20 protein-coding genes are annotated in these 23,453 nt (G+C 61.1%); 11 read left to right on the top strand and 9 right to left on the bottom strand.

Annotation, left to right across the window (positions count from 1 at the left end):
* Positions 1-9: 9 nt before the first annotated feature.
* Positions 10-237 carry a hypothetical protein gene (locus Q1A89_RS14365; RefSeq protein ID WP_299729558.1) on the bottom strand — a complete coding sequence of 76 codons (228 nt, stop codon included), beginning with the start codon at positions 235-237 and terminating at the stop codon, positions 10-12.
* A 382-nt stretch (positions 238-619) separates the two neighbouring features.
* On the opposite strand from Q1A89_RS14365, the gene Q1A89_RS14360 reads away from it, so the two are divergent.
* The 3 genes from Q1A89_RS14360 (at position 620) to Q1A89_RS14350 (ending at position 3,733) form a co-directional block, all read left to right on the top strand.
* Positions 620-1,636, top strand: coding sequence for a C4-dicarboxylate TRAP transporter substrate-binding protein (locus Q1A89_RS14360; protein WP_299729555.1), 1,017 nt, complete (start codon positions 620-622; stop codon positions 1,634-1,636).
* A 67-nt stretch (positions 1,637-1,703) separates the two neighbouring features.
* A complete protein-coding gene (locus tag Q1A89_RS14355) occupies positions 1,704-2,333 on the top strand; it encodes a TRAP transporter small permease (protein ID WP_299729552.1) in 630 nt (209 codons plus the stop codon).
* Complete coding sequence (locus Q1A89_RS14350; protein ID WP_299729549.1) at positions 2,333-3,733, top strand: TRAP transporter large permease; 1,401 nt, start codon at positions 2,333-2,335, stop codon at positions 3,731-3,733. Before Q1A89_RS14355 ends, Q1A89_RS14350 begins: the two co-directional genes overlap by 1 nt.
* 103 nt (positions 3,734-3,836) lie before the next feature.
* On the opposite strand, the gene Q1A89_RS14345 is transcribed toward Q1A89_RS14350, so the two are convergent.
* The 6 genes from Q1A89_RS14345 to Q1A89_RS14320 form a co-directional block, all read right to left on the bottom strand.
* Complete coding sequence (locus Q1A89_RS14345; RefSeq protein WP_299729546.1) at positions 3,837-4,763, bottom strand: DMT family transporter; 927 nt, start codon at positions 4,761-4,763, stop codon at positions 3,837-3,839.
* A gap of 369 nt (positions 4,764-5,132) precedes the next feature.
* On the bottom strand, positions 5,133-5,519 hold the full coding sequence (locus tag Q1A89_RS14340; protein WP_299730553.1) for an SRPBCC family protein: 387 nt from the start codon (positions 5,517-5,519) through the stop codon (positions 5,133-5,135).
* A 79-nt stretch (positions 5,520-5,598) separates the two neighbouring features.
* Positions 5,599-7,392: a hypothetical protein gene (locus Q1A89_RS14335; protein WP_299729543.1), complete on the bottom strand. Its 1,794-nt coding sequence runs from the start codon at positions 7,390-7,392 to the stop codon at positions 5,599-5,601.
* A gap of 89 nt (positions 7,393-7,481) precedes the next feature.
* Positions 7,482-8,777: a hypothetical protein gene (locus tag Q1A89_RS14330; RefSeq protein ID WP_299729539.1), complete on the bottom strand. Its 1,296-nt coding sequence runs from the start codon at positions 8,775-8,777 to the stop codon at positions 7,482-7,484.
* Positions 8,770-10,473, bottom strand: coding sequence for a molecular chaperone HscC (locus Q1A89_RS14325; RefSeq protein ID WP_299729536.1), 1,704 nt, complete (start codon positions 10,471-10,473; stop codon positions 8,770-8,772). Before Q1A89_RS14325 ends, Q1A89_RS14330 begins: the two co-directional genes overlap by 8 nt.
* 587 nt (positions 10,474-11,060) lie before the next feature.
* Positions 11,061-11,987, bottom strand: coding sequence for a CehA/McbA family metallohydrolase (locus tag Q1A89_RS14320; RefSeq protein WP_299729533.1), 927 nt, complete (start codon positions 11,985-11,987; stop codon positions 11,061-11,063).
* A 231-nt stretch (positions 11,988-12,218) separates the two neighbouring features.
* On the opposite strand from Q1A89_RS14320, the gene glpD reads away from it, so the two are divergent.
* From glpD to mnhG, 8 genes are all read left to right on the top strand, one after another.
* Positions 12,219-13,805: a glycerol-3-phosphate dehydrogenase gene (gene glpD / locus Q1A89_RS14315; protein WP_299729530.1), complete on the top strand. Its 1,587-nt coding sequence runs from the start codon at positions 12,219-12,221 to the stop codon at positions 13,803-13,805.
* Positions 13,806-13,838: 33 nt separating this feature from the next.
* Complete coding sequence (locus Q1A89_RS14310) at positions 13,839-14,594, top strand: metallophosphoesterase family protein (RefSeq protein ID WP_299729527.1); 756 nt, start codon at positions 13,839-13,841, stop codon at positions 14,592-14,594.
* Positions 14,595-14,837: 243 nt separating this feature from the next.
* Complete coding sequence (locus tag Q1A89_RS14305; RefSeq protein ID WP_299729524.1) at positions 14,838-17,699, top strand: monovalent cation/H+ antiporter subunit A; 2,862 nt, start codon at positions 14,838-14,840, stop codon at positions 17,697-17,699.
* Between the two features lies 1 nt (position 17,700).
* Positions 17,701-18,039 (top strand): Na+/H+ antiporter subunit C, encoded by a 339-nt coding sequence (locus Q1A89_RS14300; protein WP_299729521.1) that lies wholly within the window; start codon positions 17,701-17,703, stop codon positions 18,037-18,039.
* The gene (locus tag Q1A89_RS14295; RefSeq protein WP_299729518.1) at positions 18,036-19,583 is read left to right on the top strand and encodes a monovalent cation/H+ antiporter subunit D; all 1,548 of its coding nucleotides are present in this window, start codon (positions 18,036-18,038) and stop codon (positions 19,581-19,583) included. The genes Q1A89_RS14300 and Q1A89_RS14295 overlap by 4 nt, the downstream gene beginning before the upstream one ends.
* A gap of 1 nt (position 19,584) precedes the next feature.
* On the top strand, positions 19,585-20,088 hold the full coding sequence (locus Q1A89_RS14290; protein WP_299729515.1) for a Na+/H+ antiporter subunit E: 504 nt from the start codon (positions 19,585-19,587) through the stop codon (positions 20,086-20,088).
* On the top strand, positions 20,085-20,372 hold the full coding sequence (locus tag Q1A89_RS14285) for a K+/H+ antiporter subunit F (protein ID WP_299729512.1): 288 nt from the start codon (positions 20,085-20,087) through the stop codon (positions 20,370-20,372). Before Q1A89_RS14290 ends, Q1A89_RS14285 begins: the two co-directional genes overlap by 4 nt.
* A complete protein-coding gene (gene mnhG / locus Q1A89_RS14280) occupies positions 20,369-20,779 on the top strand; it encodes a monovalent cation/H(+) antiporter subunit G (RefSeq protein WP_299729509.1) in 411 nt (136 codons plus the stop codon). Before Q1A89_RS14285 ends, mnhG begins: the two co-directional genes overlap by 4 nt.
* A 42-nt stretch (positions 20,780-20,821) precedes the next feature.
* Here the strand turns inward: mnhG and uxuA are convergent, their stop codons facing one another.
* Positions 20,822-21,994, bottom strand: a complete 1,173-nt coding sequence (gene uxuA / locus Q1A89_RS14275; protein ID WP_299729506.1) for a mannonate dehydratase — start codon at positions 21,992-21,994, stop codon at positions 20,822-20,824.
* Positions 21,991-23,400, bottom strand: a complete 1,410-nt coding sequence (locus Q1A89_RS14270) for a mannitol dehydrogenase family protein (RefSeq protein WP_299729503.1) — start codon at positions 23,398-23,400, stop codon at positions 21,991-21,993. Before Q1A89_RS14270 ends, uxuA begins: the two co-directional genes overlap by 4 nt.
* Positions 23,401-23,453 lie beyond the last annotated feature (53 nt).

Raw genomic sequence — 23,453 nt, 5'->3', positions numbered from 1 at the left:
GCGTTGCGATCACACCGCCAGAGCCGTTGGCGGGTGAGATGCGATGCGGCCTCCTCCATTTGTCGTGATCATACGCAAAGCTGAAAAGAAAGGAATAAAAGGCTGGATTGAAACGATTTTGTTGTGAAAGTTTTTGACCGTGCCGGGCGAGCTTGTAAATTTTTGCACTAGATCGGTAAATTCCATCATCATTTCTGCGCCTTGGCTGTCAAGGCACACAGCGCCGCGAGAGGCCATATCGAATGCACGTTACGGGCACAGTTTTGGCAAGCGGGCATGGCAGCGCTAACGCGCAGGACGGTCCGGTATGGCGATGGCCGCATTGTGCGATATCTCGCACAGTTCGCCTTGCCGTCGGGTCTTACAGCCGCGCACAATTTCATCTAACAGGCTGATCGGAAACAGTTTTTCATCTCCAGGGCCACACCGTTCGAATCTGTCGTTGCATGATCGCGCGGGATGCGTCTTTCATACCCGTGTGGGTCTGGCTTTGTGGGAGGCATTGACGGATGCAATCGGCGCGCCCCGCGCGCATGTGCATGCAGGATGCCCCCGCGATCAGGATCAGGCCAAAATCGAAAAAACGCGGTGCAGCAAGTGCCGCAACGGGAGGAATGAAATGTCGAAATACCTGTCTGGCGCAGCGGTCTGCGCGATCAGTTTTGCCTTTGTCACCGAGGCTGCGGCCACCGAATGGAACGTCTCTGTCTGGGGCAAGCGCCGCGCCTTTACCGAACATGTCGAAAAGCTTGCCGAACTGGTCAGCGAAAAGACCAACGGCGAATTCACCATGAACGTCAGCTACGGCGGTCTGTCCAAGAACCGCGAGAACCTCGACGGGATCTCCATCGGAGCCTTCGAGATGGCGCAGTTCTGTGCCGGCTACCACGCTGACAAGAACCGGGTTGTGACTGTGCTGGAACTGCCCTTCCTCGGGGTTGAAAACCTCGATCAGGAAGTTGCCGTGGCCCGCGCCGTCTATGCCCACCCCGCCGCCACCGAAGAGATGGCGCAGTGGAACGCCAAGCTGCTGATGACCAGCCCCATGCCGCAATACAACCTCGTCGGCACCGGCGAGCCGCGTGACGAGCTGTCCGAGTTCGAAGGCATGCGCGTGCGCGCGACGGGCGGTCTTGGCAAGGCGTTCGAGGCGGTCGGCGGTGTGCCCACATCCGTGACCGCAACCGAAGCCTATCAGGCCATGGAAGGCGGCGTTGTGGACACAGTGGCCTTTGCCCAGCACGCGCATTTGTCCTTTGGCACAATCAATCAGGCCGACTGGTGGACGGCCAACCTGAACCCCGGCACCGTGAACTGCCCCGTGGTTGTGAACATCGACGCCTATGACTCGCTGAGCGACGAACATCGCGCGGCGCTCGACAGCTCGATCCCCGAGGCGATCGACCACTATCTCGCCAACTACGCCGAACTGCTCGAACGCTGGGATTCCGTGCTGGAAGAGAAGGGCGTGAAAAAGGTCGAAGTCTCGCCCGAAGTGATCGCCGAATTCCAGTCGGTCGCAGGCAAGCCGATCCACGACGCATGGATTGCCGACATGGAAGCGCAGGGCCTGCCAGGTCAGGAGCTTTACGATCTGGTCGTCAAAACACTGGCTGAAGCCAAAGGCGGCAGCTGATCAACGCGGGGCCGTCCGGGACATCGGGCGGCCCCAGCCAATAACAAAACATGGGGGGAGGTAAGTCATGGCAGGCTCTGCTGCGGTGCTTGAGGATTCCAGTCTGCTCAGTCGGCTGGACCGCGCATTGTTACCGCTCGAAAGGTTCGGCGCGCTGCTCTCCGGCCTTGCGATCTTTTCCCTGATGTTTCTGGCCGCCTATTCGGTGACGGGGCGCAAGTTCTTTGCCTCGCCACTGATGGGCTATGTCGATTATATCGAGGCGGCGATGCCGATCATCGCCATCATGGGCGTCTCTTACGTGCAGCGCGACGGCACCCATGTGCGCATGGATATGCTGGTCAGCGCGCTCAAGGGCCGGATCCTGTGGTTTTTCGAACTTGTCTCGGTGCTGCTGATCCTCGTGCTGATCGTGGCGCTGACATGGGGGGCGTGGGAACATTTCGACCGCTCCTTTGACTGCGCGCGCCCGCTGTGCAGCCGCGACAGCTCCATCGACATCGGGTTGCCGATCTGGCCCTCCAAACTGGTGGTGCCTATCGCTTTTGGCATCCTCACCCTGCGCCTGCTCTTGCAGGCCTGGGGCTATGGGCGGGCACTGGTGCTTGGCCTTGAAAACCCGGTGGCCGTGCCGCTGACCCTGACCGTGGCCGAACAGGCCCGGCTCGAGGCCGAAGCGCTGGAAGGACAAGATTGATGGAGCCCATTGATATCGGCCTCTGGGTCAGCGCCGGGCTTCTGGTCTTTGTCCTTCTGGGCATGCGCGTGGCCTTTGCCGCCGGGCTTGCGGGCTTTGTCGGGCTGGTCTGGCTGCGCTGGAACGGGTTTGACTACGACCCCGAACGGTTCTGGAAAGCGCTCGAGATCAGCGTCAAGGTCGCAGGGCTCACCCCGCATTCCAAGGTCTCCGCACAGGTGCTGAGCCTCATCCCGGTCTTCATCCTGATCGGCTATCTCGCCTATCACGCCAAGCTCACCACGGCCCTGTTCACCGCGGCCAAGCGCTGGATTGCATGGGTGCCGGGGGGCCTTGCGGTGTCCACCGTCTTTGCCACCGCAGGGTTCGCCGCCGTGTCCGGCGCGTCCGTGGCCACGGCGGCGGTGTTTGCCCGCATCGCCATCCCTGAGATGCTTAAAATCGGCTATAACAAGCAGTTCGCCGCAGGGGTCGTCGCCGCGGGCGGCACGCTGGCCTCGCTGATCCCGCCCTCGGCCATCCTCGTGATCTACGCCATCATCGTCGAACAGGACGTGGGCAAGCTGCTGCTTGCTGGCTTTGTGCCCGGCGCGTTTTCGGCCCTCGTCTATGCGGGCCTGATCATTGGCATCGCCATGGTGTTCAAGACGGTCGGCCCGCCGGTGGGTGGTTTTACATGGCGCGAACGGTTTGAATCCCTGCCCCCTGCGATGCCGATCTTTGCGGTCGTGATCATCATCATCTTCTTTGTCTACAACCCGTTCGGAGATGCGTGGGGCACCCCCACCGAAGGCGGCGCCATCGGGGCCTTCATCATCTTTTTGATGGCGCTCTATCGCGGCATGCGCTGGGGCGAGCTGAAACGCGCGCTTCTGGACACCGCCAAGCTGACCGTGATGATCTTTTCGATCATCTGGGGCGTGCTGATCTATGTGCGGTTCCTCGGCTTTGCCGAACTGCCCGCGGCCTTTTCCGACTGGATCACCTCGCTTGAAATGTCGCCGATGCTGATCCTGATCTGCATCCTGCTGGGCTATGCGGTGCTGGGCATGTTCATGGACGCCATCGGCATGCTGCTTTTGACCCTTCCGGTTGTCTATCCGGCCGTCATGGCCCTGAACGGAGGCGAAACCGTCGCCGCCGCTGACAGCGCCTTTGGCATGTCCGGCCCGATGTGCGCGATCTGGTTCGGGATATTGGTGGTGAAAATGGCCGAGTTCTGCCTGATTACGCCCCCCATCGGCCTCAACTGTTTCGTGGTGGCAGGCGTGCGCGATGATCTGACCGTGCAGGACGTGTTCAAGGGCGTCACCCCCTTCTTCATCGCCGATGCCGCCACCATCGCCATGCTCGTCGCCTTCCCGGGCATCGTGCTGTGGCTGCCGTCACTTGCGGGGTAGGGGCCGCGCTTTACGCTTTTGTCTGATCCGGGTGCTTGGTGGTGGTATAGCGAAAGGCGGTTTTGAACGCGGTGTGCCGGACTTCGCGGTCGTCCATCTGCCGCTAGCCTGTGCGCTTACTCTGCGCAACCAACACGCCAAGCCCGACGATCATGGCACCTGAGGCGGCCCGCCAATCCCAGACACCGCCAAGAGCAATAAGCATCATCATCACGTAGAACGGTGCGATGTTTACGTGAAACGAGGTCAGAGCCACACCCAGTCGTTCCACGGAGGCGATGAATAGAATTTGCGACAGAGCCATGGCAGCAACTGAATAGACCGCAAGCAGACCCAGTTGCCGGGTATCGATACTGGACGGGAGGGCAACATCTCCGGTGATCGCGGCGACGCCAAAGATGAGAGCTGTAAACAGGGCAGCACCCACAAAGGTGATGGCGCTTCGACCGATGGGCGTCAGGTCCGGGAAATCCCGCACCGCCGCATTCGACGCCCAGGCAAAGCAGAACCCCGACACAATGGCCATCATCAATCCCAGGCCGAGATCCACACTATAGCTGCCGCCAACCGCCACGGCCCCGCCCGCGACAGACGCCGCCAGTCCAAGGATGAATCGCATATTCAAAAGCCGTTTGCGCCCCACCACCTCGACGATGGTTGCAGCAATAGGCGTCGTCGTCGCAATGAGCGCCACAGTGATCGGATCGGTATACCACTGGGCGAAAAGCAGAAGGTTCGTGCCCGTACCAAACCCTATGGCACCAATCCAAAGCGCACGTCCCCAATTCGCCTTGGCCAAGGCCATTGGACCATCCACAAGGGCCCAGAGGGGCAACAACACAGCCAGCGCCATGGCCAGGCGCAGCAGCATCAGGGTGATGGGATGCCAGGCGTCAAGCAGGATCTCGGCGGCCGGAAACCCCGCCGCCCACAGCAGCATCGAACCGACGGCGAACCCGTTGCCAGAGACAATATGGCTGCGCGCAACGGTGCGAGGCACCATCGTCTGTTCGGGTGGCACCGAAGCCATCCGTCATCTCCTGTCCGTAATTTGTGATAGGCCAGAATGCGGCCCGAGGGTCAGTTGGCCAGAATCATACATGACCGTCTGTTCCGTTTTCGACCTGTGGTCGCAAACGGACTATGCGCCGTGTGCCTGTTTGATCATGTGCTGCGAAAAATCGGGTAGGTATGTCCCTGGCACAGGCCGCGCATATCCGCGATGCGTATGCGAGCGCTGCGTGGTGGTGCATCTCTCAGGGCCGTTTGCATGTTTCGCCAAAGCATCATCGGACGGCGTGTTCGGCGCTGAAAAACGCATCGACAACCTGAGCGGCCCAGTCGGTGCGCAAGCCAGACGAACAAAAAAAAGCGCCCGTCCATCTGGCCCCGCAACGCCTCAGCGCAACGCCAGCAACACTTCTATCGCGGCAAGGCCCGCTTCGATCTCGTCCACAACGCGTTGTTCCATTGCGGGATCATCAGACGAGAAATGTGCATACCACTCGACCATAGACGTGCCCAAAGGCTCGACCGACAGGGTCGCGGTATAATTCTCGATTGGCACTGATGCCCCGACGGTCTTGTATGTGTAGGACAGGCTGGCCTCGTGGGCGATCCGCTTTTGCGTGACGGCGACCCCGTCTTGGGTGGTCAGAACGTGGACAAGCGATCCGTCCATAACCTTCAATGTGCAACCGCTCACGTCGGGGTGCCAGTCGTCGATGTCGCAGAAATCGCCAATGTTGTGCCACGCCCTTGTCGATTGGCATCTAAGTGCGCAGATTTGGGCATGTTCATCAGGCGCCTTCGCTACTCAAAACGGCCTGAGCCCGCATCAAACCACTACCTGAATTTCAGGGTCCTCAGTTCCTCTCCAGCAGCCAAAGCCATGATCCATCAGAGCGCGTATGCAGCACGTGCTCCAAAATCCTGTTGTAGGCGTAATATGTTTCGCAGGTCGGGGATGACATCGAACGCGCGAGCGCCTGGAGTTCTTCGTAGAACGGGTCCCGGGTGTTTGTGTCCAAGATTGACTGTGAGCGGCCCAATTCACAGAATTCACCACCGGCATAGGTTTCACCATTTTCCGCTGCGCTTTGCCGCGTTTCCAAAGCCACGCGTTTGACCATAGCCTGCAGTTGACGCAGTCTTTTGACAAAAGATGCATCGGCATCGCGCAGTGGCGTGGGTTCGGTGCCCAGTTTCATCAGTCGCATGGGCTCGGTGAACCGTGCGAGCGACACCTGTCTTTCGTAGCTGGTACCGATAAATCTGTGCGCCGGACCCGCGTCGGCGCTGATCGCTGCCGGGATGTCCGTGCCGGGGCGCGCCGCATCAAAATCCCGCCAAATCCGTGGCGTGGCGACACCCGGTCGGACCCCGTGGGTCAGCGTCAATTCTGGCAACGCTTTCAGCCCCCCATCCCATGGAAACCGGCGCGGTTGGTCCAGCACATGCGCTTGCCCGTTCCATGTCAGCGACCAAAGGCTGAGGGGGGCACGGACGCCGGTATTTGGGGCGATCCCGGTTGGCACAGGGGGGTGCACCGTAAAACTGTCCGGTGTGAACACGACGTTCAGATGGGGAAAAATCCAGCTTTCCTTGCATAAATCGCCCGCAATGTGGGTCCCGGCCTTGATCAGATCGGTGATCTCACCCCGGGCAAAGTCGCCAGCCTCGCAACCTTGCCCGGTCAGGTCATAGTTGATCGCCAACGGGGCCGCCATTTCGCAAACCGGTGTTGCAGTTGTGCCGCTTTGGTCCGAGACAAAGGACAGGCCACACCGAAAATGTACGAAGTGTCGGACTGGCGCGCGCCGGGCACCGGTTACGGCGCGTTTCACAGCCCGAAGAGCTCCGATGGCGCCGTTGCTATCGCCAGGTCCGGTTTCAACGGACGCACTCTCTGTAACGAACCTGAGGCGGTCTTCATATATTACGATGGGGCGCTCGAATTGGGGAAACGCGTAATCTGTGTTCAATGCGTCCGGTACCCACGCATACCTGCGGTGTTTTGCACGATAGATAAGTGCAATGCCGGTTGCATTTAACCATGCAGTGTTCGCTTTGCTGGATGCAAGCCTCAGCTCGGAGGCGACAGGATCTTCAGAGACATTGGCACCTTCGTCCATCGTGGCGCGGTAGTCCAAAAACGCTTTTTCTGCGGCTACCAGTAATTCCCTGCGCTCCGCTGTCACTGCGTCAGCGGTCGCTTGCACATGCAAAAGTACATGGTCGATGGCCGCATCCGCAGGTTTGACATTTACATCGAAAAACGCACCAAGGGAGTCATGCGCGGCCTTCAACCCCTCAAGCATGACCTGATTTGTCGCGTTGTCTGAATTGCGGAGCCATGAATTCAAGACCGGCCGCGCGCGTTCGGCATCTGTCATCTTCTTGCTCATTATGGCTATATCGGCGTCCAACCGTTCCCGCATATCGCTTTGCGTGATCGACCCCAGCGCCCACAACCAGTCCGCGCTGCCCGCAACATCCCCATAGGTCAAAGGCGCGGCAGGCATCGCAATGTCATCCATAAACCACGCGACCGCAGGAGGATCGGGGTGATCCAGACCCGTCAAAACAGAAGACGGCAGCACCGCTTCAATGCCCACAACAATGCCCATAACAGCGGAAAACTTGGCGAACCGCGCCAATCGGGGCCGCTGAGCAGAGTGCCGCGCGACATGCGCAATGATCGCATCACGCCATTTCCGCAATGGGGCCGAGTTGGCGAACGGCACTCTCACGTGGCCAGCCTGAGAACGATCTGAAGCACGCGGTACCCCAGATACCCGGCCAGAAGGACCATCGGTTTGTTGTAGATGATCGACCAGAGCCCGCGGGACTCCGATGGTTGCCTGTGCCGCGCGCCATGTGAAGCAAACCGAGCATCGGGTGCGGCGCGAAAGGCGGGCGCATCGCCTTGAATTTTGCGGTTACGCGCGATGACCCTGTGCAGCCAACTGAACTGATGGCGCTCCCAAGTGTGGCGCCCGTGATGTCTGCTCCAGCCGAAGGTGTCGTCCAGCAACACAAGCAATTTGCGGGTCAGCCAACTGGGATAGACCAGTTCACCATCGCTGCTGTGCTGACCGGTCGCCTCACAGATTTTGGCGCGCAGCCGGTTGTCGAGGTCCTGATACTCGTCAATGACCTGCAACTCGTCGCGCGCCAGAATGGCCTTGATCTGATCGGGCAGGTCCCACAGCCCACGCTGGATAGCCGCGTCTATGTCCTGCATGGCGGTACCCACCGGGGACATGTCTTTCCACTTCATCTCGGCGCGATCAAAGTGGGAGCCGTGGTCGTCCTTGCCGTATGCGTTCTGTTCTTCTGCAAACAGACCTGCCGCATCGACCGGATCGGGCACATCACCCGCAAGATTTGCGCGATCCAGCACCGGTTGGAAAAGGTTCAGCACGACGTTGTAGGCGCGCGCGCTGTAGCTGTCGGTGGGTTTGCTTTCAAAGAGACGCAGGTCATTGGCCAACACAACCATCAAGGTGTCGTTCAGCCACGTCGGGCGGGTGATCTCGAACAGTTCCCATTGCGGCAAATGATCGCCCTTATGCTCGGTATCGCCCTTGGCCAGAATATAGTTGATCAGTTCTGCGCGGAAATGGGCCTCTTCGATGTCTTCATTGGCAATCATGCGTTCAGAAACCTGCGCGACAAAGACGTCTTCATCCTTGCCGCCGCCAAGCATCCATTCCAGCGTGTCCTTTACCAGAAGCCCATAGGCGTTATCAGCGGTGCGCCAGCCGATGTGCTTGTGAAACGTCCACTTGACCGGCGTGACGGGCGTTGGGGCGGGCTCTGGGCGATCTTCGCTGATCTCGGGTGCGGGCTGCGCTGCGCGACGGGTGTCATTGCCCCGCGCGATGGCGCGCGCATTGGTAAAAGCTTCGCGCAGCGCCATAAACGCCGCGCGATCGTCTTCGGGGCGGGTGGTTTTGAGCAAAGCGGCATAGGCGGTTTTGACCTCTGCCTCTGTCGCGGTGGCCCGGTTCAAACCAAGCAATTTGAACGGATCAGTCAAACACACCGGCCCCGTCAATTGCGCTCAGGTATTCGCCCAGCTTGCGCCGCCCCTGTTCAATGGCGCGATTGTCATAGGTGCGCAGCACCGTCTCAAATTCGCTCAGCAGGAAACCGATTTCCTGACGCTGCACGCCAAGCGCATTTGCATAGGCGGCCGACGCTTGCGAAATCAACGCCTCGTTCACGGCCAGATCGCGAGGATGCACCTTGATCTTCTCCAACTCCTTGAACCGCTTTGCAATCATCTGCGCGCTCATCGCACCGGGCGCGTTTTCGATGATCAGCGTTTTGGATTGCCCGGTGGACACGACGGTCGAGATGACTTCAAGCACACCGGAGCTGTCATAGGTGAAACGGACATCGACTTTTTCGTAGTCGTGCCGGTTGTAGGGCAGGGCAAACTGATAAGACCCGATCGGAATGTTGTCCTTCACATAAGGCGCCTCGCCCTGAAAGACCTTGAGATCGATCCGCGTCTGACCCTTCTGAGAGGCCTCCACAATTGTGTTGCGACTTGCCGGGATCGTCGTGTTGCGCTCGATCAGGGGTGAAAAAATGCCGTGTTCGTCCTGACCATCCGGGCCTGTTCTGTGTGACGTCTCAAAGCCCAAAGTGAACGGACAGACATCTGTCATCACGACATCATCAAGTGCCGCGTCACGCGCAACCAGCCCGGCCTGCACAGCCGCGCCCAACGCGACAACCGTGTCTGGATCAATCGAATGCTCGGGAAACCGTTTGAACAGTTTGGCAATCAGATTGCGCACCGACGGCATCCGGGTGGCACCCCCGACAAGAACGATCCGATCAATTTCTGAGGCCTTGAGGTTGGCGTCCGAAATGGCCCGTTGCAACGGAACCTTCATTCGGTTGATCAGGTCCTCGCTGAGCGTCGCAAAGGTATCGCGGCTCAGGGTCAGCGTGTGCGCCTGCTCTCCGTCGCGATAGTCCACGCTCACCCGCGGTTCGTCAGAGATACGGCATTTGGCCTGATCTGCCAGCTTGCGCAGACGTGACAGATCAGCGGCTGACAGATCGGTGGCCTTACGCCCCAGTTGTTCTTGGAAATGATCCAGAATGCGGTTGGTGAAATCCTCACCCCCCAGAAACGCATCCCCCGCAGAAGAGCGCACTTCCATCACCCCTGAAAACATCTCAAGGATCGACACATCAAAGGTGCCACCGCCCAGATCGACGACAAGAAACGTGTTCTCGGCCTCCTTGTCCTGTAATCCATAGGCCAGGGCCGCCGCCGTGGGTTCATTGATCAGGCGGCGCACGGTCAACCCCGCCAGTTTGGCCGCATTGATGGTCGCATTGCGCTGAATTTCGTTGAAATAGGCAGGGACCGAAACGACCGCTTCGGTGACGGTTTCGCCAAGATACGCCTCGGCGTCGGCTTTCAAGGCGCGCAACACGAAACTGGACAGGTCTTCGGGTGTATAGGTCTTGCCCTGAAGTGTTGAGGTCTTGTCCGTCCCCATCAGGCGCTTGAAACGCGCAGTCGCCGTGTGAGGATTGTTGATCAGGTGATCCTTGGCGGATGCGCCGACAAGAATGCGCTCTTCGCCGTCCATATAGACAGCCGAAGGGGTCAACGTGGACCCTAGCGCATTCGGGATCAAAATGGGCCCATCTGGCGTGAAAACCGATACCAGGGAATTGGTCGTGCCGAGGTCTATTCCAACAATCATGTGAGCGTTTTCATCCGGATGCGAGGATTTTGATGGGGTGGGAGTGCAGCCTGCGACGCCGCAGTGTTTTCAGAAATCAGCGCCGCGCGGCTCCACCAGATGACGGTGTGTCGAATTGAGAGGACGTTTGTCGCGGGAGATGTCTTGCAATGGTTCGACTCGAGCTGGGTAATTGTAACTTCAGGAGGCAGGGCGCAGGTCAATTGTTCTCTAAAACGCGCAGGTGTTAAAGGGCGGAATGCCTGAAAAGCTGCTCTTTTCCGTCTCTCGATCGTTTGCCATTTGGCGGACGCGTTTTCGCCGCGCGCCACGCGAACCTCTACATTGGCGTTCCTGACGACGTGGGCCCGGGTTGGACGGCGCGGTATTTCAGGGCCAGCCCGGTCCCACAAAGGCGCCCCTTAACCCTCTCTTAACAAACCCCACCGCACGCTCTGTTAACCCGACCAAGCGTGCATAAGCGGTGTACAGGTTGTGCACAGGTTGTGCACGCATGGTGCATTCCCCAAATCCCTTGTTTCACAGCCGTTAACCCTGATTCGTCACCCTAAGCTGCACAACACCCACCGTGCGTTGCGCGCGGTGGCTTACCCAACCAGCCGGATCGGGTTCGACCACGCCCGTTTGCCCGCCGCATCGATCACCGTGACCCGTATCCAGGGCGAGTTGCGCAGCCGCTTTATTGGCATCACGGCGCGGGTCATCGACGCGCCATACACTGCCGGGGCGACCGACCCGTGCCCCTGCACCACGACCACGGATGCCGTCGAACAGGTGACAATCACCTCGTCCTCGGTGACCTCGATCCCGCGCAGATCCGGGCCAGTCGAGGCATAGAATTCCCCGCGCTTCAGGGCGGCCAGCAGCAGGTCCGGATCATTGGCCTCGGCCTTGACCATGACCCAGCCGCCAAAGGCGTCGGGGGCCTCAAAATGTGCATCATCCGTGGCAATCAGCGTGACGTCCCGCCCCTCGGACAACAGCAGATCGGCATAGAACATCCCATCCGCGCGATCACACTCCACCGCGCAGCCGTGGTTATAGATCTCGACCGCATGGGCCGATGTGATCGAGCGGGCATCGTCCATCGTCATGCCCGACCATTGCGGATGGGCGATTGCAACAAAGGCCCCGGCAGCACGGGCGCGGGCCGCGATTTCGGGGCCGGTCTCCTGATCGGGAATCGGGTTGAATTGGGGCGAATTCGAGGGTGCAAAATCTGCGGGAAGTCCCACCGCGAGGATGTGCCACAACTCGCCATTCTCCATCGCGCCGGAATGCAACTCGGCCCCGAGGATGGTGGTGAATGCGTCATCCCGAAACGGCACCGTATCGGCGATGGGATAGTCAAACTCGCCAACGAAGTGATCGGTAAGTGCAATGAAATCATAGCCTTCCGCCTTGTAACGACGGCAAACCTCGGCCGGGGGAATTGCCCCGTCCGACAGATCCGAATGGGTGTGCAGGTTGCCGCGCCAGAACGAACCAGGGGCAGAGAAAGCGGACGGGATCATCGCATGTGACCTTTCGAGGCAGGGGCAGATCAAGTGCGCCCATCTGTGGCACAGCCGTTTGGTTCGGGGAACCACCCGTTTTCGAAAACCAGCTTGCGCAATCCGCACTGGCATCTGGCAGGGCGCGGCCAAGACCCCGCGCAAAATCCGAAAAACCGAATCGAAACTTGCACTTGACCGGGTCGGTGCCTACTCATGTCCTCGCCCCGCATCCCAGAGGAGAGCCGCCCCATGGCCGCTGACACAGAGACAAAAACCTACGACCTGTTCGTGATCGGCGGCGGGATCAACGGCTGCGGCATCGCGCGGGATGCGGCGGGGCGCAACATGAGCGTGGCTCTGGCCGAGATGAATGATCTGGCCTCGGCCACGTCCTCGGCCTCGACCAAGCTGTTTCACGGCGGGCTGCGCTACCTTGAATATTTCGAGATCAACCTCGTACGCCACGCGCTGGAGGAACGCGAAATCCTGCTGCGTGCCATGCCCCATATCAGCTGGCCCATGCGCTTTGTGCTGCCCTACAGCGCCGATATGAGGTTCGAGGGGGAAACGCCGGTCTCGAAAATACTCGCCCGCGTCATGCCCTGGATGAAGGGGCGGCGGCCTGCGTGGATGATACGTCTGGGCCTGTTTATGTATGACAATCTGGGGGGGCGCAAAATCCTGCCCGCCACCTCTACGCTGAACCTGCGCACCGCCCCCGAAGGCGCGCCTCTGATCGACAAGTTTGAAAAGGCTTATGAGTATTCCGATTGCTGGATCGAGGACTCGCGCCTTGTGGTCCTGAACGCCCGTGATGCCGAACAGCGCGGCGCCCGGATCATGGTGCGCACCAAGGTCGAAGGGGCCAAACGGACAGGCGATCATTGGGATATCACCGTGCGCGATCTGGCCACGGACACCACCGAAGTGATCAAGGCGCGGATGCTGGTCAATGCCGGTGGTCCGTGGGTCGGTGACATCATCCACGGCAAGCTGGGGCTCAAGTCAAACGAGGGTGTGCGGCTGGTACGTGGCAGCCACATTATCACCAAGCGGCTGTTTGATCACGACAAGTGCTACTTCTTTCAGGGCACAGATGGGCGCATCATTTTTGCCATTCCTTACGAGACGGATTTCACTCTGATCGGCACCACGGACGCCGAACATCACGACCCCGATGTGCGGCCCGAATGCACCGATGTCGAGCAGGACTACCTGATTGATTTCGCAAACAAATACTTCAAGCAGACCATCAGTGCGGACGACATCGTCTGGACCTATTCCGGGGTGCGCCCGCTTTATGATGACGGGGCCAGCAGTGCCACGGCAGCAACGCGGGATTATACGCTCAAGGTGGATACAAATGGCGGCGCGCCGATCCTGAACATCTTTGGCGGCAAAATCACCACCTACCGAAAGCTGGCCGAGGATGCGATGGACAAGATCGTGCCGTTCTTTCCCGGCACCTCGGGCCATTGGAGCGCGGGCGTGCCGCTGCCCGGGGGTGATTTTCCGGTCAATGGGGTGGCCAGCCTGATCCGCAAGCTGCATGTCGACTACCCGTTCCTCGATGATTTCTGGGCGCGGCGTCTGGTCAAGGCCTATGGCACCGATGCCTGGGACGTTCTGGGCGAGGCGGTCAGTGCTGACGATCTCGGCGAAGCCTTTGGCGCGACCCTGACCGCGCGCGAGATCGACCACCTGATGACCCATGAATATGCCCGCACCGCCCAGGACGTGGTCTGGCGGCGCAACAAGCTGGGCTTGCGTCTGAGCGCGGACGAGATCGCGACCCTTGATGCGTGGATGCAAGATCGGCACGCCGCCGCGGTCTGAAGCCACTGGTCGCCACGTTCGGAGCATAGACCCATGACAGTGTCCTTTGATGACCCCATCGCGGTGATTGCGGATGTCCACGGAAACGCGGATGCGTTGAGGGCCGTGCTGGCGGATATCGACCAGCTTGGGATCACCACGATCCTCAACCTCGGGGACCATTTCAGCGGCCCGCTTGTCGCGGCTGAGACGGCACAATTGCTGGCCGATCGCGACATGATCAGCATCAGCGGCAACCATGACCGCTGGCTGATCACGCAGACCTATGAGGATATGGGCATCTCGGACAGGGCGGCCCATGACCAGTTGGGCGAGGCCGATCTTGACTGGCTGCGCGGCTTGCCTGCAACACGCCGGCTCGGCGATCAGGTGTTCATGTGCCATGGCACCCCGTACAGCGACACCACCTACTGGCTTGAGCGGGTGCTGCCTGACGGCACGGTGGCGCCCAACACATATGCGGCCATCGCCGCTGCGGCGGACGGGATCGACTGCCCGCTGATCCTGTGCGGGCACACCCATCTGGCGCGTGTGGTGCATCTGGAGGACGGGCGCATGATCGTCAATCCGGGCAGCGTCGGTCTGCCTGCCTATGATGACGACCAACCTGTCCCGCATGTGGTGGCCTCCGGTTCGCCATTCGCGCGCTTCGCGGTTGTGCAAAGACATGCGAGGCACTGGCGGGCGCGTTTTCACGCCGTTCCCTATGACACGGCCCGCATGACGGCGATGGCGCAAAAAGGCGACCGCCCGAACTGGGCGCGCGCGGTTTCGACGGGTTGGTTGTGACGGCCTGCCGAGCCTGCCGGATTCAGGATTGTCTTGCAGGCACATCGCCTTGACGCTGCCGCGCCAATCGGCAACTGTTTGGAACAAAGCGCGGGGACAGCACGTCACAGGGCATCGGTGTCTGAAATTCATCAGCGGCCGAAGAGGGTATCAACATTACTCGACAAAATCTGTCGATTATGTTTGATCTGCGCGAAATGCGGCCCATCTAAGGGCTGTTGAAACTGTCGGGCAGGGGGTCTCGTGTCACTTTTCTTTATCGTCGCACTCCCCTTCCTTGGTGCCCTGCTCCCCGGACTGATGAACGCGGCGGGCCGTGCGGCCACCGCCGGGGTGACCTTTACCGTCTCGCTTGCGGCATTTGTCGGCTTGCTGACCAATCTGCCTTCGGTTCTGGCGGGCGAGGTTGTGATGGCCCGCGTTGACTGGATGCCGGTGCTGGGGCTGAACTTTACCCTGATGCTGGACGGGCTTGGGTTCTTCTTTGCGCTGTTGATCCTCGGCATTGGCCTTTTGATCATCGCCTATGCGCGCCACTACCTCAGCCGCGATGACAATATGGGGCAGTTTTTCACCTATCTGCTGCTGTTTCAGGGCGCGATGGTTGGGATTGTTCTGTCCGATAACATCCTGCTTTTGCTCATTTTCTGGGAACTCACCTCACTCTCTTCTTTCTTGCTGATCGGCTATTGGAAACACCTGCCCGAAGGACGGCAAGGCGCGCGCATGGCGCTGACCGTGACCGGCATGGGGGGGCTTGCGATGATCGGGGGGATGCTGATCCTAGGCCAGATCGTGGGCAGCTATGATCTGTCCGTCATCCTGCAGAACCGCGACCTCATCCAGGCCGACCCGATGTATGTCCCGGCGCTCATCCTGATCCTCTTGGGCTGTTTTACCAAATCCGCGCAGTTCCCGTTCCACTTCTGGCTGCCGCACGCGATGGCCGCGCCCACGCCGGTCTCGGCCTACCTGCACTCGGCCACCATGGTGAAGGCAGGGATTTTCCTGATGGCGCGCATGTGGCCGGTCCTGTCGGGCACGCCGGAGTGGTTTGTGATCGTCACCACCGCAGGCCTTGTGACCATGTGTCTGGGCGCGGTGATTGCGCTGTTCAAACATGACCTCAAAGCGCTGCTCGCCTTTTCCACGGTCAGCCATCTGGGCCTGATCACCATGCTTTTGGGGACCGGCACCGCCTTTGGCGCGATGGCCGCGATGTTCCACATCCTCAACCACGCGACGTTCAAGGCGGCTCTCTTCATGTCCGCCGGGATCATCGATCACGAGGCCCACACCCGCGACATCCGCCGCCTTGGCGGATTGCGCACGCTGATGCCGGTGACCTTTGTGATCGCAACACTTGCGGCCCTGTCTATGGCCGGGATTCCGCTGCTGAACGGGTTCCTGTCCAAAGAGATGATGCTGGAAGAGGCCAACCACACGGTCCTCTTCAACATCCCCTGGCTGGTGCCTGCGCTTGCCACGTTCGGGTCGCTCTTTTCGGCGGCCTATTGTTTCCGCCTGATCGGGCACACCTTCTTTGGCCCGGTGCGCGACGACTACCCGGCCAAGCCGCATGATCCACCTGCGGGCCTGTGGTTGCCGCCGGCCTTCCTCGTGGTGCTGGTTGTGGTGATCGGTGTGGCCCCGTTCCTTGCCGAGCCCTTCGTCAAGCTGGTCACCGCCTCGGTGCTGGGCGAGGCGGCCGACGTGCCCAAGGCCTATTTCAAGATCTGGCACGGTCTGGTGCCTGCGCTGTTCATGTCCATGGCCGCCGTTGTGGGTGGCCTGATCATGCTGGCGCTGTTCAACCCCGCCCTGCGCGCCTGGGACGCGGCCCCACGCCCAGAGGCCAAGGAGATATTCGAAGGCATCGTCGAGACCGCCGCAGGCCTTGCGCAAAAGCTGATCCAGCCGCTGCACAATGGCGCGTTCTCGCGCTATGCCGCCATCGGGTCCGTTGCGATCATCGGTGCAGGGTTCCACGCCTGGAGTACGGGCAGCGTCGGCCCAGCCACGCGCGAGATGCAAGCCGCAGACCCCGTCGCCATCGCAGGCTGGGGCATGCTGGTGGCCGCCACCTGCGGCCTCGTCTTCCTGCACCGCAACCGCCTGTTGTCGCTGATCCTGATCGGGATTGCGGGCCTAATGGTCTCGATCGGCTTCGTCTTTTTCAGCGCGCCGGATCTGGCGATGACGCAGTTCACGGTCGAGGTGGTGACGATCATCCTGCTGCTGCTGGCCCTCAACTTCCTGCCCAAGCACACGCCGGTCGAAAGCTCGGTCCTGCGGCGCGTGCGTGACGGGGCAGTGGCCCTGGCAGGCGGCATCGCAACCTTTGCGCTGTCCTACCATTTCCTGCTGCGCGATGCGGTGGCCACGCCGATTTCTGAATTCCATCTGGCCAATTCCTATAAGGGCGGCGGGGGCACGAACGTGGTCAACGTGATCCTCGTGGATTTCCGGGGCTTTGACACCTATGGCGAGATCATCGTGCTGGGGATCGCGGCCCTGCTGATCTATGCGCTGACCCAGACCCTGCTGGGCGGGCCGGTGCGCGCACGGCTGCTGAACCGCAAACCCGATCAGGCGCGCGCGGGGGACATGCATCCGATGATGATGGTGGTGCTGACGAGGGTGATCATGCCTGTCGTGATGATGGTCGGGTTCTACATCTTCCTGCGCGGCCACAACGAGCCGGGCGGTGGCTTCATCGCAGGTCTTGTCGTGTCGATTGGCGTGGTGATGCAGTACATGGCATCCGGTTTCTCCTGGGCGTCAGCACGCCTCAAGTACCCTTATCATGGGGTGATCGGGGCAGGGGTGCTGGTGGCGGGTCTGACCGGCATCGGGTCGTGGTTTGTGGGCAAACCCTTCCTGACGTCGGATTTCACCTATGTGCGCATCCCGCCGTTTGAAAAGTTCGAGCTGGCCACGGCGGCGCTGTTCGATGTGGGCGTGTTCCTCGCCGTTGTGGGGGCGGTGATGCTGTCGCTGGAAAGCTTCTCGCGCCTCGCACGTCGCGCGCACGAGCCCGAGACGGAACATGCGATGGATATCGACCCCTCACGGGATCCCGACAATGCAAAGGGGGCCGTGTAACATGGAACTTCTCGTCGCCTCCGCCATTGGCATCATGACTGCTGCGGGCCTCTATCTCGTGCTGCGTCTGCGCACCTTTCCGGTGATCCTTGGCATATCGCTGCTGACTTACGCGGTGAACGTGTTCCTGTTTGCCTCGGGCCGCCTGACTGTCGGGGCTTCGCCGGTGCTGCGCGATGACGTGACCGTCTATACCGACCCGCTGCCGCAGGCGCTGGTGCTGACGGCCATCGTGATCTCGTTCGGGATGACAGCTGTTGTGGTGATGATCGGCCTTGGCGCCTTTCTGGGCAGCAACGATGATCACGTCGATGATCAACCCGAAGAGGGCAAGCCATGACCCACTGGTTGATTGCCCCCGTTGTACTGCCGGCGCTGCTGGCCCCGTTCATCGTGCTGGCCGCGCGCTATCACATCGGCATCCAGCGCGCGTTTTCCGTGGCCGGGGTGCTGGCGCTGATCGTAATCGCTGCTGGCCTCGCCTGGCAGGCCTCGGACGGGTCGGTTGCGATCTATCAGCTTGGGGACTGGGCCGCGCCCTTCGGGATCATCCTTGTGGGTGACAGCCTGTCGACGTTGATGGTGCTGCTGACGGCTGTGCTGGCGCTCTGTGTTTTGCTTTACGCCATCGGGTCCGGCTGGGACGACCGGGGGCGGCATTTCCACGCGCTGTTCCAGTTCCAGTTGATGGGGATCATGGGGGCCTTCCTGACCGGCGACCTCTTTAACCTCTTTGTGTTTTTCGAAGTGCTGCTGATCGCCTCTTATGGCCTCATGATCCATGCAGGGGGCACCGCGCGGCTGCAGGCGGGCGTGCAATATGTGCTGTTCAACCTGATCGGCTCGACCCTGTTCCTGTTTGCGCTCGGTTCGATCTATGCCGAGACGGGGACGCTGAACATGGCCGATTTGGCGGCGCGCGTGGCCCTGATCGATCCGGCAGAGACGGTGGGCATTCGCGTCGCATCGGTCCTTTTGCTTCTCGTCTTTGCGATTAAGGCCGCCGTTGTGCCGCTGCACTTCTGGCTGCCCTCCAGCTATGCCGAAGCGCCCGCACCTGTCGCGGCCCTCTTTGCGATCATGACCAAGGTCGGCGCCTATGCGATCATCCGTGTCTACACGCTTGTCTTCCCGCCAGAGGTCGAGGTGACGGCAGGCCTGCACGATCTGTGGCTGCTGCCTGCTGCACTGGTGTCGCTGGCCATCGGGATGATCGGCGTGCTTGCAGCCAAGAAACTCGACCGTCTGGTCGCCTTTTCGGTGATCGGGTCGATGGCAATGATCATGGTGTCGATCTCGCTCTTTACGCCGACCAGCATTGCGGCCGCACTTTACTATGTCGTGCATTCGACGCTGGCAGGGGCGGCGTTGTTCCTGATCTCAGACCTCGTGCGCACAGGCCGGGGCAATGTGGATCTGACCACGCAGGCGCCCGCTGCCGGGGCCGCACTCACTGCGGCGCTGTTCTTTTCCGGGGCCATAGCGATGGCGGGCCTGCCACCGCTCTCGGGTTTTCTTGGCAAGCTCCTGGTGCTCGATGCCGCCTACGGGACGGACAAGATGGTGTGGGTCTGGGTGATCGTGTTGTCCTCCAGCCTGATCAGCATCCTTGGCTTTGCCCGCGCGGGCAGCATCCTGTTCTGGAAATCGCATAGCGTCGAACATGGCGAGGACGAGTTGGTGATGCCGCGCCCGGCCAACCTGTCCTATGTTGCGGTCGGCGGGCTGATTGGCCTCTTGGCGCTGCACACCATCTTTGCCGGGCAGGTGCATGGCTACACGACGCGGATCGCCGCGAACCTGTTTGCGCCGACCGCGTATATGGAGGCCGTGCTGGACACGCCCGGCAAGCTCAGCAAACCCAAGACAGAGGAGGCCCACTGACATGGTTCGCCGCGCCTTTTACTGGCTGCTGCCGCACCCGTTCCTGACCCTGCTGCTGGCGGTGGTCTGGGTCCTGCTGCAAAACGAGTTTTCCGCCGGGATGGCTGTCTTTGGCCTGATCCTCGGCATCATCATTCCGTGGGGGACCTCAATCTGGTGGCCGGATCAGCCCAAGGGCTTTCATCTGGGCCGCATGTTCACCTATGCGCTGATGGTGATCTACGACATCATCAAGGCCAATATCGAGGTCGCATGGATCGTGATTTCGGTGCCCAATGCCAAGCTGAAACCGGCCTGGATCGTCATCCCGCTTGATCTGGTGCAGCCCGAGGCGATCACGGTTCTGGCAGGCACTATCACGCTGACGCCGGGCACCGTGTCGGCGGACCTCTCGAACGAGGGGCACAGCCTGCTGGTGCATGTGCTGCACACGGACGACCCGGACGGCGTGCGCGACGAGATCAAGACCCGCTACGAGGCCCGCCTCAAGGAGATTTTCATATGAGTTCTGCGACGAGCCTTCTGGATATCGCGCTGCTGATCACATTTGCAGCCCTTGCCATTGGCCAGATCCTGTCGATGGTCCGCCTTGTGCTGGGTCCCAGCTATGGCGACCGCATTCTGGCGCTCGATACCATGGTGATCAACGCGTTGGGTCTGGTGGTGGTGCTGGGTATCCATCAGGGCGTGCAGATTTACTTCGAAGTGACCCTGCTGATCGCCATGCTGGGTTTCGTGTCGACCGTCGCGCTGGCGCGGTTCCTGCTGCGGGGGGACATCATCGAATGAGCGGTCAGATCCTCGCCACCTATGCCTCGGCCCTCAGCCTGCTGATCGGGTCTGGCTTTATCACCGTGGGCGTCATTGGCCTGCTCAAGTTCAACGATCCGATGACGCGCCTGCATGCGCCGACCAAGGTTGGCACCATCGGCATCGGCATGTTGCTCTTGGCCTCGATGCTGCACTCCTTTGCGATCGGCTCATCCTCGATGCACGAGCTACTGATCATGTCGTTCCTGTTCGTGACAGCGCCCGTATCCGCAAATTTCATCGCCAAGGTGAACATCCACCGCCGCACCTGCGAGACGCCACCCGCGCCGCCCCGCGATGACACGTGGTCGACGCTGAACTCGCCCGAGGCAGAGATCACGCCCGCCCCCCTCGACCCGGTCAAAGAGCCACAGACCAACGTCTGAGCGCGCTGATGGCGCGCGGCCACCTGAAGAGGGCTTGCGCCACTATCCGTGCGACAGCGCGCTGATCACACCGCGCAACTCTGCCAGTCCGCGCAAGCGCCCGATCAACGGGTAACCGGGGATCAGATCGCGGTCGAGGTCGGACAGCATGTGGTGGCCGTGATCGGGTCGGAACGGGATCGCGTGGTCACTGCGCCCCGCGTCGCGCCGCCTTGCTTCCTCCTTCAGCAACACGCGGGTGAGGGCGACCATATCGGTGTCACCTTCCAGATGGGCCGCTTCCTCGAACGAGCCGTCCGGGTCCTTGGCCACGTTGCGCAGATGGGCGAAATGGATGCGCTCCGCCACGCGCGCGGCGATGGCAGGCACATCGTTGATCGGGTTGGCCCCAAGCGAGCCGGAGCACAGCGTGATACCGTTGGCCTCGCTGTCATATGCGCCGAGAACCCAGTCGAGGTCATCGCCGTTGGACACGATCCGCGGTAGGCCGAGAATGTCGCGCGGCGGGTCATCGGGATGGACGCACAGGCGCATGCCCAGCTCTTCTGCGGTGGGTACCACCTCGTCCAGAAAGCGTTGGTAGTTGCCGCGCAATACGTCCCGGTCAATGCCTGAATACGCTTCAAGGGCGCTACGCAACCCTTTGATATCATATCGATCAAAAGCCCCCGGCATACCGGCCATGATCGAGGCCAACAGTGCTTCACGGTCTGCCTCGCTCGCCTGCTGGAACCATGCGGCGGCCTTGGCCAGCACCTCGGGTGGATAGTCATCCTCGGCCGCCTGCCGCCCCAGCATGTGCACCTCGAAAGCGGCCATGCGCACCGCCTCGAACCGCAGACAGGTCGCCCCGCCCGGTACAGGAGCGGTCAGGTCCGTGCGGGTCCAGTCGAGCAGCGGCATGAAGTTGTAGCAGATCGTGTGTACCCCATTCGCGGCCAGATTGGCCATCGACTGGCGGTAGTTGGCAAACAGGCCCGTCAGATCGCCGGTACCGCGTTTGATATGTTCGTGCACGGGCAGACTTTCGACCACGACCCAGTCGAACCCGGCCTCGTTAATACGCGCCTTGCGCGCCGCAATTGTGTCGCTGGGCCAGACCTCTCCGTAGGGGATTTCGTGCAAGGCGGTGACGATGCCGCGCGCGCCGGTTTGGGCGATTTCGGACAGGGTGATGGGGTCAAGATCGCCGTACCAGCGCCAGCTTTCGATCATTGGTGATCCTCCGTGACTGCGGCGCGCGCGCCTTTGCTCCACAGGCGGAGCGCTGCTTTGGTGAGCGGGGGGCGCAGCCGCTCGGCCAAGTCAGCGGGAAAGACCTCGCGGACACCCAGTAAAGCCGCCACCGTGTCTTCGGGGCCGTCGCAAGCCGCTGAAATCTCGGCCAAACCCTCGGCCAGCGGGTCGCGCACATCAATCGACGCCCCGGCCTCGTCCACTCCGCCGACATAGCGCATCCACGCCGCCACGGCTAGGCAGAGCGCCTCCACCGACCGCCCCGCATCGAGATTGGCATCGATTGTGCCCAAGAGGCGTTGCGGCAGTTTCTGACTGCCATCCATGGCAATCTGCCAGGTGCGGTGCTGGATCGCGGGATTGGCATAACGGTCAAACAGGGCTTCGGCGTAGGCGCGAAGATCAACGCCATCGGGCGGCGTGACGGCAGGCATGATCTCGCCCCAGAGTCGGCGGACATAGGCGGCAAAAACCGGATCCGCCACCGTGGCGGCGATGGTCTGATGTCCGGCCAGATAGCCCGTGTAGGCCAGCGCGGAATGGGTGCCGTTGAGCATGCACAGCTTCATCTGTTCATGGGCGCTGACATCGCTCACCATTTCGGCCCCGGCGGCGGCGAAATCTGGGCGGGCGCCATCGACAAACACGTCATCGATGGCCCACTGCGAAAAGGGTTCGTGCATCACCGGTGCGCCGCCCGCGCGCCCAGTCAGGGCCGCGATGCGCGCAACATCCTCGGGCGTGGTGGCAGGCGTGATTCGGTCCACCATGCAGGAGGGAAACGCGCCCTTCGCCGCGATCCAGCCGGCCAGTTCCGGGTCGATCCGGTGCGCCAGATCCAGCACCACGCCGCGCACCAGCTTGCCGTTGTCGGGCAGGTTGTCACAGCTGAGGACGGTGAACGGCGCGTGCCCCGCCGCGCGCCGCATTTGCAGGGCGCGCACCAGATAGCCGGCGGCGGAGGCGGGCAGCGGATTTGCCAGATCGGCCTGGATATCGGGGTGATCGGGGTTCAGCGCGCCCGTGGCCGGATTGTGGCAATAGCCCTTTTCCGTGACGGTCAGGGTGACGATACGCACGCCCGGATCGGCCATGGCGTTCAATACGGCTGCGGGATCTTCAGGCGCGACAAGAACGTCATTCAACACGCTGATATCCCGAATGTTCTCACCTTCAGGCGCAAGCGACACCGAAGCGTAAGACCACCCGTGCGGGCGCAGTGCGTCGCGCGTGGACGGGCTGCGCAGCGACACGCCGACAATGCCCCAGTCACCGCCGGAGGCTGCCATGGCATCGGCGACATAAACGCAGCCAAATGCGCGGAAAAATGCGCCGAGGCCGAGATGGACGATACCCGTGGCCGGGCGCTTGGGATCAGTGGGCATGTGGGGAACCTTTGATGTCATTTGGTCTTGACTTAATCATCTGATGGGACATC

It is taken from the genome of uncultured Tateyamaria sp., from assembly GCF_947503045.1.
Classification (GTDB): Bacteria; Pseudomonadota; Alphaproteobacteria; order Rhodobacterales; family Rhodobacteraceae; genus Tateyamaria.
The sequence above is the reverse complement of the archived record's forward strand: the minus strand, read 5'-3'. Positions and strand labels throughout refer to the sequence as shown.

Coding starts and splice junctions, on each gene's coding strand:
- Q1A89_RS14365 (WP_299729558.1), bottom strand. CDS start 237: ATGGCCTCTCGCGGCGCTGTGTGCCTTGACAGCCAAGGCGCAGAAATG.
- Q1A89_RS14360 (WP_299729555.1), top strand. CDS start 620: ATGTCGAAATACCTGTCTGGCGCAGCGGTCTGCGCGATCAGTTTTGCC.
- Q1A89_RS14355 (WP_299729552.1), top strand. CDS start 1,704: ATGGCAGGCTCTGCTGCGGTGCTTGAGGATTCCAGTCTGCTCAGTCGG.
- Q1A89_RS14350 (WP_299729549.1), top strand. CDS start 2,333: ATGGAGCCCATTGATATCGGCCTCTGGGTCAGCGCCGGGCTTCTGGTC.
- Q1A89_RS14345 (WP_299729546.1), bottom strand. CDS start 4,763: ATGGCTTCGGTGCCACCCGAACAGACGATGGTGCCTCGCACCGTTGCG.
- Q1A89_RS14325 (WP_299729536.1), bottom strand. CDS start 10,473: ATGATTGTTGGAATAGACCTCGGCACGACCAATTCCCTGGTATCGGTT.
- Q1A89_RS14320 (WP_299729533.1), bottom strand. CDS start 11,987: ATGATCCCGTCCGCTTTCTCTGCCCCTGGTTCGTTCTGGCGCGGCAAC.
- glpD (WP_299729530.1), top strand. CDS start 12,219: ATGGCCGCTGACACAGAGACAAAAACCTACGACCTGTTCGTGATCGGC.
- Q1A89_RS14310 (WP_299729527.1), top strand. CDS start 13,839: ATGACAGTGTCCTTTGATGACCCCATCGCGGTGATTGCGGATGTCCAC.
- Q1A89_RS14300 (WP_299729521.1), top strand. CDS start 17,701: ATGGAACTTCTCGTCGCCTCCGCCATTGGCATCATGACTGCTGCGGGC.
- Q1A89_RS14295 (WP_299729518.1), top strand. CDS start 18,036: ATGACCCACTGGTTGATTGCCCCCGTTGTACTGCCGGCGCTGCTGGCC.
- Q1A89_RS14290 (WP_299729515.1), top strand. CDS start 19,585: ATGGTTCGCCGCGCCTTTTACTGGCTGCTGCCGCACCCGTTCCTGACC.
- Q1A89_RS14285 (WP_299729512.1), top strand. CDS start 20,085: ATGAGTTCTGCGACGAGCCTTCTGGATATCGCGCTGCTGATCACATTT.
- mnhG (WP_299729509.1), top strand. CDS start 20,369: ATGAGCGGTCAGATCCTCGCCACCTATGCCTCGGCCCTCAGCCTGCTG.
- uxuA (WP_299729506.1), bottom strand. CDS start 21,994: ATGATCGAAAGCTGGCGCTGGTACGGCGATCTTGACCCCATCACCCTG.
- Q1A89_RS14270 (WP_299729503.1), bottom strand. CDS start 23,400: ATGCCCACTGATCCCAAGCGCCCGGCCACGGGTATCGTCCATCTCGGC.